Origin of the sequence: Sphingopyxis sp. BSNA05, from assembly GCF_013265645.1 — a bacterium.
Lineage (GTDB): Bacteria > Pseudomonadota > Alphaproteobacteria > Sphingomonadales > Sphingomonadaceae > Parasphingorhabdus.
This window is the reverse complement of record NZ_PYIA01000025.1, coordinates 20,705-33,926: the sequence shown is the minus strand read 5'-3', so window position 1 is coordinate 33,926 and position 13,222 is coordinate 20,705. Positions and strand designations below refer to the sequence as shown.

Annotated in this window: 9 protein-coding genes, 1 tRNA gene and 5 pseudogenes; 11 read left to right on the top strand and 4 right to left on the bottom strand. The window is 56.8% G+C overall.

Translation table 11 applies throughout. The features are described from left to right. Nucleotides 1–184 precede the first annotated feature (184 nt). Nucleotides 185–274 (bottom strand) — tRNA-Ser (locus C8024_RS03240). Nucleotides 275–539: 265 nt separating this feature from the next. Between C8024_RS03240 and C8024_RS03235 the strand changes: the two genes are divergently transcribed. The 10 genes and pseudogenes from C8024_RS03235 (at nucleotide 540) to mazG (ending at nucleotide 9,909) form a co-directional block, all read left to right on the top strand. Next, nucleotides 540–1,514, top strand: a complete 975-nt coding sequence (locus tag C8024_RS03235) for a lytic transglycosylase domain-containing protein (protein WP_254305514.1) — start codon at nucleotides 540–542, stop codon at nucleotides 1,512–1,514. Continuing rightward, nucleotides 1,498–2,523, top strand: coding sequence for a septal ring lytic transglycosylase RlpA family protein (locus C8024_RS03230; RefSeq protein ID WP_173202923.1), 1,026 nt, complete (start codon nucleotides 1,498–1,500; stop codon nucleotides 2,521–2,523). Before C8024_RS03235 ends, C8024_RS03230 begins: the two co-directional genes overlap by 17 nt. A 52-nt stretch (nucleotides 2,524–2,575) precedes the next feature. Then, nucleotides 2,576–3,703, top strand: a complete 1,128-nt coding sequence (locus tag C8024_RS03225) for a D-alanyl-D-alanine carboxypeptidase family protein (RefSeq protein WP_254305512.1) — start codon at nucleotides 2,576–2,578, stop codon at nucleotides 3,701–3,703. Then, nucleotides 3,700–4,328: pseudogene (gene tmk / locus C8024_RS03220) on the top strand (dTMP kinase). The gene C8024_RS03225 and the pseudogene tmk overlap by 4 nt, the downstream one beginning before the upstream one ends. After that, a complete protein-coding gene (locus C8024_RS03215; RefSeq protein WP_173202922.1) occupies nucleotides 4,325–5,332 on the top strand; it encodes a DNA polymerase III subunit delta' in 1,008 nt (335 codons plus the stop codon). The pseudogene tmk and the gene C8024_RS03215 overlap by 4 nt, the downstream one beginning before the upstream one ends. A 57-nt stretch (nucleotides 5,333–5,389) precedes the next feature. Next, a pseudogene (gene metG, locus C8024_RS03210) lies at nucleotides 5,390–6,941 on the top strand (methionine--tRNA ligase). A gap of 1 nt (nucleotide 6,942) precedes the next feature. Next, on the top strand, nucleotides 6,943–7,719 hold the full coding sequence (locus C8024_RS03205; protein WP_173202921.1) for a TatD family hydrolase: 777 nt from the start codon (nucleotides 6,943–6,945) through the stop codon (nucleotides 7,717–7,719). Nucleotides 7,720–7,721: 2 nt separating this feature from the next. After that, nucleotides 7,722–8,492 carry an MBL fold metallo-hydrolase gene (locus tag C8024_RS03200; RefSeq protein ID WP_173202920.1) on the top strand — a complete coding sequence of 257 codons (771 nt, stop codon included), beginning with the start codon at nucleotides 7,722–7,724 and terminating at the stop codon, nucleotides 8,490–8,492. 4 nt (nucleotides 8,493–8,496) lie between these two features. After that, a complete protein-coding gene (locus tag C8024_RS03195; protein WP_254305508.1) occupies nucleotides 8,497–9,066 on the top strand; it encodes a TIGR02281 family clan AA aspartic protease in 570 nt (189 codons plus the stop codon). A 124-nt stretch (nucleotides 9,067–9,190) separates the two neighbouring features. After that, a pseudogene (mazG, locus tag C8024_RS03190) lies at nucleotides 9,191–9,909 on the top strand (nucleoside triphosphate pyrophosphohydrolase). A gap of 4 nt (nucleotides 9,910–9,913) precedes the next feature. Here the strand turns inward: mazG and hflX are convergent. Further along, nucleotides 9,914–11,141 (bottom strand): annotated as a pseudogene (hflX, locus tag C8024_RS03185) (GTPase HflX). Between hflX and C8024_RS22815 the strand changes: the two are divergent. Then, entirely contained in the window at nucleotides 11,052–11,237 is a 186-nt protein-coding gene (locus C8024_RS22815) for a hypothetical protein (RefSeq protein WP_367947124.1), read from the top strand. The pseudogene hflX and the gene C8024_RS22815 sit on opposite strands and share 90 nt — an antisense overlap. Here the strand turns inward: C8024_RS22815 and hfq are convergent. Both hfq and C8024_RS03175 read right to left on the bottom strand, forming a co-directional pair. Beyond that, nucleotides 11,207–11,701 carry an RNA chaperone Hfq gene (gene hfq / locus C8024_RS03180; protein ID WP_100094742.1) on the bottom strand — a complete coding sequence of 165 codons (495 nt, stop codon included), beginning with the start codon at nucleotides 11,699–11,701 and terminating at the stop codon, nucleotides 11,207–11,209. The genes C8024_RS22815 and hfq overlap by 31 nt on opposite strands. A 132-nt stretch (nucleotides 11,702–11,833) precedes the next feature. Continuing rightward, nucleotides 11,834–13,214: pseudogene (locus C8024_RS03175) on the bottom strand (sigma-54-dependent transcriptional regulator). Nucleotides 13,215–13,222: the final 8 nt, after the last annotated feature.

Genomic DNA, 13,222 nt, shown 5'->3' with positions numbered 1-13,222 from the left:
GGTTGCTGCCTTCACAGCGGTTGCAGATAATTTTCCCATAGCCCTGATATTCCCACATTTGTTCCCACATTCCAAATCACACACCGGTGGAAACCTGAGGACAAATGAGGACCCGAATCACTCGCTAACCCGCAGTAAATTGCGGGTTCCACGGGTTATCTCGGGATGTGTGAAAACAGTGGAGTGGCGGACAGGGTGGGATTCGAACCCACGGAGAGCTTGCACCCTCGGCGGTTTTCAAGACCGCTGCATTCGACCACTCTGCCACCTGTCCGCATGGCCCTTAGGGCGGGGTCGCACGCGTCCTAGCGCCATCGTTTTGAAAGCGCAAAACATTTGTGAACGCCTGAAACCGAGCAGAGGGATTTCGCTGATTTCCGCCTTTCGGGGCGAGTGGTTGTTTCTTCGGGTTATTTAGGGATTCCCCTCAGACTCGCTTTGTGCGACAACGGCGTGACGAAAGGGAAGTAATCATGCGTATCATGACCGCCATCGCTTGCGGCGCTATTGCTCTTTTTGGCATCAGCACCGCAGCAGCTATGCAAGACGCCAAAGCCCAGAGCAGTTCCGGATTTGAATCCTATCTGCTGGAGGTACGCCAAAAGGCTCTGCAGGAAGGCGTGCGAGCGCAAACACTGGATCAGGTTTTGCCCGGTCTTACTTACAATCCAAGAGTCGTTGAGCTGGATCAGTCACAACCGGGTGGCAGCCCAAATAGCGCAATCCCGCCTTTCGCACCCTATCAGCGGCGGCATATCACAAGCCAGCGGATCGCCGGCGGCAAGGCGGCCTATCGTCGCCTGATTGCCAAGCTGGTCGACGTCGAACGCGATACCGGCGTGCCGGGTCCGATCATCATGGCGATATATGGCAAGGAAACCAATTATGGCTCCTACATGGGCGATTTCGATATTCCTCGTTCGCTGGCAACGCTGGCCTATGAAGGCCGCCGGCGCTCGCTGTTCGAGCCCGAATTGCTCGCCGTGCTGCAGTTGATTGACAAAGGTGTTCCGCAATCGGCGCTCAAGGGAAGCTGGGCAGGGGCCATGGGCATGCCGCAGTTCCTGCCTTCGGTTTATCTGCGACTGGCGAAGGATGGCAGCGGCGACGGATATGCGGATATCTGGAACAATGAAAATGATGCTGTGGCATCGATTGCCAATTATTTTGTCAATTCCGGCTGGCGCCGCGGAGAGCCGTGGGGCATCGCCGTCAATGTCCCGTCGTCGCTCAACCGCGACGCAGTGGCGAGCAAGATCGTGCCGACCCGTTGTCCTCGCGTATTTGGCCGCCATAGCCAGTGGAAGACTATGGCCGAATGGCGCGCGCTCGGCGTTGTTCCGGCGACAGGGAAGAGCCTTGACGAGAATGTGATGGCGACGTTGCTCGAACCCGATGGAGCAGGCAATACCGCCTATTTGCTGACGGGCAATTATCGCGTCATACTGGATTATAATTGTTCGAATTTTTACGGGCTAGCAGTGGGGTTATTAGCGGATGAAATACGCAGTTAGGTTTGGAATATTGTCGACGGCTACGCTGGCATTGGCCGGATGTAGCGGATCGCGCGATTTCGGTCAGTTTCCCGATGGCTCGCCCCCGCCTCGCGGTGCAGGACAGGCCGCTGGCTCGGCAGCGGTAGCCGACTATCCCCAGAAAATCGGTGATCCCTACAAGGTTGGCGGAAAAACCTACACGCCCGAGGATGTGCAGAGCTATGACGAAGTCGGCTATGCCAGCTGGTATGGTGAAGAGCTGTCCGGCAACCAGACGGCCAATGGTGAAATTTTCAATCCGCAGGGCATTTCTGCAGCGCATAAGACGCTGCCCCTGCCGTCTTATGTCGAGGTGACGGCGCTCGATACCGGTCGCACGATCCTGGTACGGGTCAACGACCGCGGACCTTTTGCCAATGATCGCCTGATTGACCTCTCGCACGGTGCCGCCAAGCAGCTGGGTATCGATCGTGATGGAGTGTCAGGGGTGCGCGTTCGCAAGGTCAACCCGAACGAACAGGAGCGGGCCGTGCTGCGTATGGGGGCTCCGGCAACCGAGCGGATCGCCACGCCGGACTCCCTGTTGTCGATATTGCGGAAAAATCTCGCCAAGCTGCCTCGTCCGGCCGCGCCGATCAGGCAGGCTGCTGCACCTGCATCTTCGTCTCCGGCTTCAGGTCCACCCAATCGCCCCGTTGCTTCACCCCCGGCGACAAGTGGAACGCGTGATGGCCGCTTCATCGTCGAGAATGCCGGACGTCCGGTCGCAGCGGAAAATAGTGTGGGAGACAATTATGTCGGAGGCCTGGCCGGATCCTATGCCGTGCAGGTTGCGGCATTCAGCAACAAATCGCGAGCAGACACTCTGGCCAAGAAAATCGGGGCACAAGTGTTTCCGGATGGCACGCGAACGATTTGGCGTGTTCGCTACGGTCCTTATGCCAGTGAAAAGGATGCGCAAGCAGGGCTGGCACAGGCGCAGCAGCGCGGCTATAGCGGAGCTCGAATCTTGCGCACGGACAAATAGCTTTTGCCGTTAAATTTTGATCGGGAATCCTGTCCTAAATGAAAAATATCTTCTGGTGTCACTGCCTTTCATCGCCTTGTCGTCGGTTGTCGCCGCCGCGCCCGGTTTCGAAACCGAAGCGCCTATTGCCTATATGACAGACCTGTCATCAGGCGCGGTTCTGTTCGAGAAAAATGCCGACAAACAGATTCCGCCGGCATCAATGGCGAAAATGATGACAGTCTACGTCGCCTTTGACCTGATCAACAAGGGCAAGCTCAAGCTGGATGACAAATTTCGCGTCAATGAAGCAACCTGGAAGAAATGGAACAACCAGGGTTCTACGATGTTCCTTGGTGTCGGTGATCAGGTCAGCGTCAGCGATTTGCTGCACGGCATTGTGACGCTGTCAGGCAATGACGCCTGCGTTGTACTTGCGGAAGGAATCGCCGGTACCGAAGAGGCCTTTGTCGGGCTGATGAACAAGCGGGCAAAGGAGCTAGGCATGTCGAACAGCCGGTTCGGCAATAGCAACGGTTGGCCGGATGAAGGCAGGACCATGGTTACGGCACGGGATCTCGCCAAGCTCGGTTCGGCGACAGTCAATAATTTTCCGAAACTATATGATGATTTCTACGGCCAGGATGAATTCGCCTGGAATGGTATCAAACAGTCCAACCGCAACCCGTTGATGGGCAAGGTCGCAGGATCGGACGGCTTGAAAACCGGTCATACCGAAGAAGCCGGCTATGGTTTCACCGGCTCGGCTGAACAAAAGGGCCGGCGTCTTGTGTCGGTACTTGCCGGGCTGGACAGTTATGGCGGTCGGATCGAGGAATCGGTCAAATTCATGAATTGGGGCTTCAACGCCTGGGAGCCGAGAAAGCTTTTTGACAAGGGCACGAGAGTGCAGAATGCAGAAGTGCAACTGGGGGACAGTTCTACTGTTTCACTCGTGGCCGACAGGGATTTATTTGCAACTATTCCAAAGGCTTCTGACGGTAACATATCGATGAAAGTGACCTATAACGGTCCCATCAAAGCCCCCATCACCAAGGGTCAGCCGATCGCGAAGCTGATCGTCAGCACGGCAGATGCCGGACAGCAGTCGGTTGATCTGGTCGCAGGCGAAGACGTGGGCGAGGCCGGTTTCCTTGACCGTGTCTGGGCCGGACTGAAATCCCTGCTCGGATTGGCGTGACCCAGGGCCGCTTCATCACGCTGGAAGGCGGGGAGGGGACCGGCAAGTCGACCCAGGCGAGGGCGCTCGCTGAAGCTCTTGAGAAAAATGGCTTTAAGGCTCTGCTTACCCGGGAACCGGCGGCACTCCGGGCGCGGAGACCATCCGCGAGCTATTGCTGACCGGGGCAGAAGAAAAATGGAATATTCGCACTGAAGCGCTGTTGTTCGCCGCTGCGCGCGCCGAACATTGCACCAAATTGATCAGGCCGGCTCTGGCGCGGGGGGACTGGGTCATTTGCGACCGGTTCATTGACAGCAGCAGGGCCTATCAGAGTGTTTGCGGAGAGATCAGCGACGCTGAAATCATGGACTTGCACCGGATAGGCAGTGAAAATCTGATGCCGGACCGGACGTTTGTGCTCGACTTGCCCGAAGCGGTTGCGTCAAAAAGAGCCGACGCGCGGGATCGCGGCGACAGCGACCGTATCGGAGGCAGGGACAGCCGCTATCACCGGGCAGTCATGGCCAATTTTCGAAAGTTCGCAGCCGACGAGCCCGAGCGCATTGCGCTCGTCGATGCTTCGCAATCCGTCGAGGCGATAACCGAGGCTTTGATGATCAATCTCGACGGCATGATGGCATGACGTCATATCTCGGTCATGAGAGGCCCCGGCAGATATTCCATCAGGCCCTGGCCAAGGACATGCTCCACCACGCGTGGATTCTTGCGGGTGACAAGGGATTGGGCAAGGCCGCCTTTGCCCAGCAAGCTGCGCATTTTCTCCTCAACTCGCGTAATCCGCAGGCCGTTTTCTCGGATGATCAGGATGATGAGGCCGGCCATCTTCTCGCCGCAGGCTCCCATCCCGATTTTCGCTTGCTCCGGCGCGGCCCGAAGGGTGACAAGGAAGAGAAGAAGGCACGGGACAATGGTCTGGATTCGCTCGAAGAGCATGAACTGGCTCGCAATATCAAGGTTGACCAGATCCGGTCCCTTCAACCCTTGTTCCAGAATCAGGCTTCGATCTCGGAATATCGGATAGTAGTGATTGATGCTGCCGACGATCTGGAACGCGCCGGCGCCAACGCAATCTTGAAAAATCTTGAAGAGCCACCGAAAAACACGATTTTCTTTCTGATAAGCCATATGCCCGACAGGCTTTTGCCGACGATCCGTTCCCGTTGCCAGATGTTGCGATTTGATCCGCTGGGCGCCGATGACATGCGCAAGGTGTTGAAGGCCGCCGTGTCAGATCTGGATGAGGCGGATCTGGAGACGCTTGTTCTTGCCGGGGAAGGGTCGCCAGGTCGCGCCCTGCAATATGCCGAGGTGGGGCTTGCCGAACTGGAAGGAATCGCCCGGCAGATTATCAGGTCGGGCGACAGGGACAACAGTCTTAAAAGCGAACTCGCTCGCAAGCTTTCGCTAAAGGCAGCAACGCCGCGATACCGCGCATTTCTGGACCGGGCCCCCAGCCTCATCGCAGAGCAGATCAAGGCTCCCGAACGGGCTTGTTCTCTACAATCCATTGAAAAATGGCGAGAAGCCAGCGAATTGGCCTCGACTGCCCTTCCCAAAGCACTGGATAATCAGGCGGTCATCTTCCGACTGGGCAGCCTGATGGGGGATCTTGCCGGAGACAGTTAAGAAGAATTGATATTTTGGCTGTTTACAAGCGCCGCCAATGCATCAAGAGAGACGCCTATGTCAGAACCTTTCTATATTACCACCGCCATAAGCTATCCCAACGGGCGACCGCATATCGGTCATGCCTATGAAGCGATAGCTGCCGATGCCATTGCACGTTTTCACCGGCTGAGCGGACGCGATGTCCGGTTGATAACAGGTACCGACGAGCACGGTCTGAAAATGGTCCAGACGGCGCGGGATGCCGGTGTCGAAACCATCAAGCTCGCTGATGAAATGTCGTCTTACTTCATAGAGATGTGCGCAAAGCTCAATATCAATCATGACGGGTTCCGGAGAACCAGCGAGCCCGCGCACCACGAGGCGAGCAAAGCATTGTGGAAGGCGATGGAAGCCAATGGGGATCTGTATCTGGATCGTTATGAAGGCTGGTACTCGGTGCGTGACGAAGCTTTTTATGCGGGAGACGAGCTCGAGACAGGTGAGGGGGGTGAGAAACTCTCTCCCCAGGGGACACCCGTTCAATGGACTGCAGAAGAAACCTGGTTCTTCAAATTGTCCAATTATCAGGACAAATTGCTCAAGCTTTACGCAGAACATCCTGAATTCATTCAGCCGGAAAGCCGCCGGAACGAGGTCATGCGCTTTGTCGAAGGCGGATTGCGCGATCTAAGCGTGTCTCGAACCAGCTTTGACTGGGGGGTTCCGGTGCCTGGATCACCGGGTCATGTCATGTATGTGTGGGTTGATGCTCTAACCACCTATATGACCGGAGTGGGCTATCCCGATACCGAAGGTATGTTCGCGAAATATTGGCCCGCAGATCTTCATCTTATCGGCAAGGACATTGTCCGCTTTCATGCGGTCTACTGGCCGGCTTTCCTGATGAGCGCCGGTCTGCCCTTGCCCAAACAGATTTTCGGCCACGGCTTTCTGCTCAACCGCGGCGAAAAAATGTCGAAGTCGGTGGGCAATGTCGTTGATCCCATGGAATTGGCGGAACGGTTCGGAGTCGATCAACTCCGCTATTTTCTGCTCTCCGACGTCGTATTCGGCAAGGACGGGACCTATTCCGCAGATGCGATCGTGACCAAGACCAATGCCGATCTTGCCAATAATTTCGGTAACCTGGCGCAGCGAAGCTATCAATGATTGCCAAAAATTGTGACGGGAAAATACCGCCTCGTGGCGAGCCAACCGCGGCGGAGCAGGAATTGTTAAGCCAGTTGGAGAGCTGTTTTGCGGATGTAAGGTCAGCGATGACCGGAGGTCTGCTCAAGATCGATCAGGCTCTTGATGTCATTCGCGAGCGGCTCAGCGCCACCAATAGCTATTTTGCAGACCAGGCCCCGTGGGCTTTGCGCAAACCGATCCGGCGCGCGCCGACAGCGTACTCTATCATACGGCAGAAGCCATTCGGCAACTCGCCATAATGCTACGCTGGGCGATGCCTGACAGTTGCGACCGGATGCTCGATCTGCTGGCCCAGTCGCCGGACGGTCGTGACTTTGAACATCTTGGGACACCCGTCGAGCAGGGGCTTGCATTGCCGAAGCCGGAAGGAATTTTTCCGCGTCTGGAACTGTCGAGTGACGAGGCAGGGGACTGAGATGCTTGTCGATAGCCACTGCCACCTGAATTACAAAGGTCTGGTCGAAGAGCAGGGCGCCGCGCTCGACCGCGCACGGCAGAGTGGTGTGACGGCGATGCTCAATATTTCGACCCGTGAACGCGAATGGCGAGACATTGTCGCAACGGCGGAGCGAGAAAAGGACGTCTGGGCCAGTATCGGAATTCATCCGCACGAGGCCGATGCCCATCCCGATATCGATCTCGCAAAACTGGTGGAAGAAGCCGCCCATCCGCGGGTTATCGCGATAGGGGAGACAGGGCTCGATTATTATTATGATCACAGCGACCGGGATCGGCAGAAACAGAGCTTTCGCACGCATATTCATGCAGCGCGGGAAACGGGGTTGCCGATCATTGTTCACACGCGCGATGCCGAAGATGATACGGCAAATATCATGGCCGAAGAAATGGAGCAGGGCGCCTATACCGGCGTAATCCATTGTTTCACCGCAAGCGAGGATTTCGCCCAAAAGGCATTGGCTCTGGGTCTCTACATCTCGATCTCCGGCATCGTGACCTTCAAAAATGCCAAAGATTTGCAGGAAACAGCGGCAAAATTGCCGGCAGACAGGCTGCTGGTCGAAACCGATGCGCCGTTTCTGGCGCCAGTGCCGCATCGCGGGAAGACGGGCGAACCCGCTTTTGTCGCAGACACAGCGCGTTATCTGGCCGAACTTCGCGGCGAGGATTATGACGATCTTTGCGAAACAACCGGTCGGAATTTCTACAGGCTCTTCACCAAGGCGCGGCCCTGAATGTGGCCTTGAAACTGACGATATTGGGATGCGGGACGTCGGCGGGTGTGCCCCGTATCGGCAATGACTGGGGTGATTGCGACCCGAATGAACCGAAGAACCGCAGAAGCCGTGTCTCGATCCTGGTGGAAAGTCCCGCAACCCGAATTCTGGTTGATACATCGCCGGATCTGCGCAATCAGTTTCTCGATAACGACATCGACCGGATTGACGCGGTAATCTGGACGCATGATCATGCCGACCATTGCCATGGCATTGACGATCTCAGGGCTGTTTTCCAGCAGAAGCGTCAGCCGATACCTGCTTATGCCCGACCGTTCGCGCTTGCGAGCCTGCAAAATCGATTTGCCTATGCTTTTGAAGGCCACAAATATTATCCGTCGATTTGTGAGGCCATGACAATGGATGGAGACCTCGAGATCGGCGATATATCGGTCCGGCATGTTGATCAGCCGCATGGGGGCATAACATCGGCCGGGCTGCGCTTCGAACATCAGGGCAAGTCGATCGTCTATGCAACCGATTTTGGCGAGGTAACCGAGGATATGAGAGCGCTTTACCGGGGCTGCGATCTGTTGGTCGTTGACGCGCTGCGGGACGAGCCGCACCCGACCCATGCCCATCTCGACATGACACTCGACCTGATCGATGATGCCCGGCCCGAGTTCAGCCTGTTAACGCATATGGACAAGTCGATGGATTATCACCATCTTGTATCCATATTGCCCGATCATGTCCGGCCCGCTTTTGATGGTTATGTGAAAGAAATCTGAAACCTTGACCGAAGATCAGAATATCAATCTAGTTTTTACCATCGGCGCTCTGGTGCTGGTGGCAAGCGCCTTGTTTTCCAGACGGATTGGCTTGGGCGAAATCGTGCGGACGGCATTGGCCTGGGTGGCGATTTTCGCGCTGTTCATCATAGGTTTCTCCTACAAGCAGGAGATATTGGCGGTGTGGAGCCGGGTTTCCGGCGAATTGACAGGATCGCATGAACAGATGGTGGTCGGCGAAACGCTGCGGATACGTCAGTCTCCGGACGGTCATTTCTGGGTCGATGCAAAGGTTAACGCGGAGCCGGTGCGGTTCCTGATCGACAGCGGGGCCACGACGACGGCAATGAGTTTGCGGACGGCGCAAGCCGCCGGTGTCGATATCAGCGACAGTCCGTTTCCGGTCATATTGAGCACGGCCAATGGCTCGGTCGAAGCGCAGCGCGGGCTTATCCAGTCCTTGCAGGTCGGTCCGCTGGCCATGCAGGATCTGCCGGTTGTAATAGCCGAAGAATTTGGCGATGCGAATGTTATCGGGATGAATTTTTGTCAAAGTTGGGAAGTTGGCGCGTAGCGGGGGGTGAAATGGTGTTGGAACCAGCCCTGCCGGACGGTCAATAATTTAACATAATATATATTATCAACCTTAATGACGGGTTAGAACGGAAGCGCTTTTGATTGATCCCCTGCTAGATATCATGCGGCGTTTGCGCGATCCGGACAATGGGTGCGACTGGGACAAGGTGCAGACCTTCCGGACCATCGCGCCCTATACGATCGAGGAAGCCTATGAAGTTGCCGACGCGATAAATCGTGAAGATATGTTGGCACTCAAGGACGAACTGGGCGATCTCCTTCTCCAGGTCGTGTTTCACAGCCATATTGCTACCGATTCCGGTTTATTTGACTTTGGCGATGTGGTGGCGTCAATCTGCGAGAAGATGACCCGGCGTCATCCGCATATTTTCGGCGCGGCCGATGGCAGCCCGGGCTGGGAAGAGATCAAGGCCGAGGAACGGGCGCAGAGCGGGCAGTCGAGCGCACTGGACGGTGTCGCGCTTGCCTGCCCGCCCTGTTGCGCGCGCAGAAAATCCAGAAGCGGGCGGCCCGGGTCGGCTTTGATTGGCCCGACAAGGCGCCGGTCAGGGACAAGTTGCTCGAGGAACTGGAGGAAGTCGCGGCCGCCACCAGCGATGCGGAGGTTCACGAGGAGATCGGCGATCTGCTCTTTTCCGCGGTCAATCTGGCCCGTCACTACAAAGTCGACGCAGAGCGGGCCCTGGTCGACGCTACGGATAAATTTACAAAGAGATTCAATCAGATAGAAGAAAATGTTGCGGGAAGCCTGCAAGATATGTCGATCGATGAACTGGAGGTCGAATGGCAGAAGGCCAAGGCCAGCGCCAGCGAGACATGACTGGCTATTCCAGAGCGTGATAGCGGCCCCAGTTACGCGGTGACATTTCCACGGTGACGACCAGTGAGTTACCATCCTGTTCACTGCTCATTACCCGGCCATTTTCATGTAACCACGCCATTTTCTTGCCGTCGGCTGCGGCAATGGTGATTTTTCCGACTTATACCCTTCAGACAGTGTCCCGGAGATCAGGTTCACCAGATCGTCAACCCCGGCGCCGGTTTCGGCGGAAATCGTGCAGACATTTTCGGGCAATGGTGACGAAATGCGGTCATATTGCGGATCGTCGGGCGCGATCTTGTCGATCTTGTTCCATGCCTCGATGACAGGCGGCCCCTCGCCAGCTTCCTCCGACACCCCGAGATCAGCGAGAATCTGCCGCACATCCCTCGCCTGCGCATCGCTTGCCTCATGGGAAATATCGCGCACATGGACGACGATATCGGCGGCGGTCACTTCTTCTAGCGTCGCCCGGAAGGCAGCGACCAGCTGGGTTGGCAGATCGGACACAAAACCCACCGTATCCGACAATATGGCCTTGTCATAGCCGGGCAGCGGAAATTCCCGCATCGTCGGGTCCAGCGTGGCAAAAAGCAGGTCTTCGGCAAAGACTTCCGCGCCGGACAGGCGGTTGAATAGGGTCGACTTGCCGGCATTGGTATAGCCGACCAGCGCGATGACCGGCCAGGGCGCGCGCTGCCGCCGTTCGCGGTGCAAGGCGCGGGTCTTGCGCAAATGCGCGAGATCCTTGCGCAACTTGGCCATGCGGCCGCGGATCATCCGGCGATCGGATTCGATCTGGGTTTCGCCCGGACCGCCGAGAAAACCGAAACCGCCGCGTTGCCGTTCCAGGTGGGTCCAGCTGCGGACCAGACGGCCCGCCTGATAGTCGAGATGGGCAAGTTCGACCTGCAGACGGCCCTCCGCTGTCGCGGCCCTTGCACCAAAAATCTCGAGAATGAGGCCGGTCCGGTCGATAACCTTGACCTCCAGCTTCTCTTCGAGGTTGCGCTGCTGGATCGCGCTGAGGCTGCGTCGACGATCAGAATCGAAGCGTCCTGCTCCTTCATCATCTTCTTGATCTGGTCCACCTGCCCCGATCCGAACAGGGTCGCGGGCTTGGGATTGCGCACCGAAAAATAATGGGACGCGGTCGCGACCAGTCCGATCGCCAGAGCGAGGCCGACGGCTTCTTCAAGGCGATGCTCGAGCGCGGACTGGCTAAGCGACACCATGTCGGGATGTACGACGAGCGCCCGGCGGCTCTTGCTGTCGAGACTTTCCTTCTCAAATGGTATCAATGCGCACCATCGTCGGCATTGTTATAATCCGCCAGATTCAGCGGACCGCCCGGCTGCACGGTGGATATTGCATGTTTGTAAACCAGTTGCGACAGCCCTTCCCTCTCAAGCAGGATGCAGAACAGGTCATGCGCAGCGACTTCGCCCTGCAGCATCACACCATTGACCAGGAACATCGTGACCGGATCATTGCTGTCCCGAACGGCGGTCAGAAAGACTTCCTGCAAAACCCCGGGCCGCGACCGTGCATTATCCATCAGGTCGGAAAAGGGCTGCGTGTCGAGCGCTTCGGACGGCATGATCGTCGAAATTGCGTGCTTGTACACCAGCTGGGATTGCCCGTCGCGGCGCAAAAGAACGGAAAAATTGTCGAACCAGGTAACGATACCCTGCAGTTTGACGCCCTTGACCAGAAACATGGTGACAGAAGTTTTGGATTTTCGGAGGGAATTCAGGAACAAATCCTGCAAATTGTTTGATTTATCGGTCATATTTGACTCCAATTATTGGCCAGCTTTGCGATGGCATATTATTATTTCTCTGACATTATCCGCTCTTCTTGAGGAGCCTTTTCTATCATATATGGTATTCGGCCGGTCACGACAACCGCCAAACCCGCAATCTCACTCGGCGTCGCTTTTCTTGCGCGATGCCAGGCCCAATATTTTCAGCTTCCTGTGCAGCGCCGACCGCTCCATTCCGATGAAATTGGCGGTCTTGGAGATATTTCCGGAAAAACGCCGGATCTGCACTTTCAGATATTCCCGTTCGAAACTTTCCCGCGCTTCCCGCAAAGGTGAACCCATCAGCGACGCGACGCCCTGGTCGAGATCGTCATCATTGCCGAGAACTTCCGGTGGCAACATTTCGACCTCGATTCTGGCGAAATTGTCCTTGGGCGCCAGGATGATCGTCCGCTCTACCACATTGCGCAGCTGCCGGACGTTGCCTGGCCAGTCGCACGCCTGCAGTGCCGCCATGGCTTCATCGGAAATCTCCGGCGGTTGCAGACGCTGTTCGGCGGCAAAACGGGCGGCATAATGGTCGACGAGAACCGGTATATCCTCGCGCCGCTGGTTGAGCGGCGGCAGGACGACCGGCACCACGTTGAGCCGGTAGAACAGATCCTCGCGGAAGCGTTTCTCGCGAATCTCGACTTCCAGATCACGCGAGGTTGCCGAAACGACCCTGACATCGACATTCACCTTTTGCGAACCGCCAAGCCGGTTGAAGCTCTGTTCGGTCAAAACGCGCAATATCTTGCCTTGGGTATCAAGCGGCATATCGGCGACTTCGTCGATGAACAGGGTTCCGCCATGGGCTTCTTCCATCAGGCCGGTTTTTCGATCTTGCCGTTGCGTTCCGTGCCGAACAGTTCCTCCTCCACGCTCTCCGGCGACAACCGTGCGGCGCTGATGGTGACAAAGGCGGCATTGGAGCGTGAACTCCAGTTGTGCATCAACCGCGCGGCGACTTCCTTGCCGACTCCTGCCGGACCGGAAATCAGCAGGCGGCTGCCGGTGCCGGCGACGCGTTTCAACGTAGCACGCACATTGTTCACGGCAGCAGAATTACCGGTGAGCTCGTCAGCAAAGCCGACTCGCGCCTTTAGAATCTCGTTTTCCCGGCGCAGCCGCTCGGTTTCCGTCGCTCTCGAGACCAGATGCAGCAGATGTTCGGCTTCGAAGGGCTTTTCGATAAAATCGACCGCGCCCTGCGATATGGCGGCGACCGCCGTATCGATATTGCCATGGCCGGAAATCACGATAATCGGCATTTTGGCGTCGAGCTGCTTCATCTCGGTCAGCAGTTCCAGACCGTCCAGACGCGATCCTCTCAGCCAGACGTCGAGCAGCACCAGCGAAGGGCGGCGCTCGTTGACTGCGGCCAGCGCCGCGTCGCTGTCGGCGGCCACCCGGGTGGTATAGCCTCGTCTTCCAGAACACCGGATATAAGATCACGGATATCGGGTTCGTCGTCGACAACCAGAATATCTAACGCCATGTTGGACC

What these genes read in the sequence shown, in the direction of transcription:
- C8024_RS03235 (WP_254305514.1), top strand. Translation starts at nt 540, where the DNA reads ATGCAAGACGCCAAAGCCCAGAGCAGTTCCGGATTTGAATCCTATCTG.
- C8024_RS03230 (WP_173202923.1), top strand. Translation starts at nt 1,498, where the DNA reads ATGAAATACGCAGTTAGGTTTGGAATATTGTCGACGGCTACGCTGGCA.
- C8024_RS03215 (WP_173202922.1), top strand. Translation starts at nt 4,325, where the DNA reads ATGACGTCATATCTCGGTCATGAGAGGCCCCGGCAGATATTCCATCAG.
- C8024_RS03205 (WP_173202921.1), top strand. Translation starts at nt 6,943, where the DNA reads ATGCTTGTCGATAGCCACTGCCACCTGAATTACAAAGGTCTGGTCGAA.
- C8024_RS22815 (WP_367947124.1), top strand. Translation starts at nt 11,052, where the DNA reads ATGGGACGCGGTCGCGACCAGTCCGATCGCCAGAGCGAGGCCGACGGC.
- hfq (WP_100094742.1), bottom strand. Translation starts at nt 11,701, where the DNA reads ATGACCGATAAATCAAACAATTTGCAGGATTTGTTCCTGAATTCCCTC.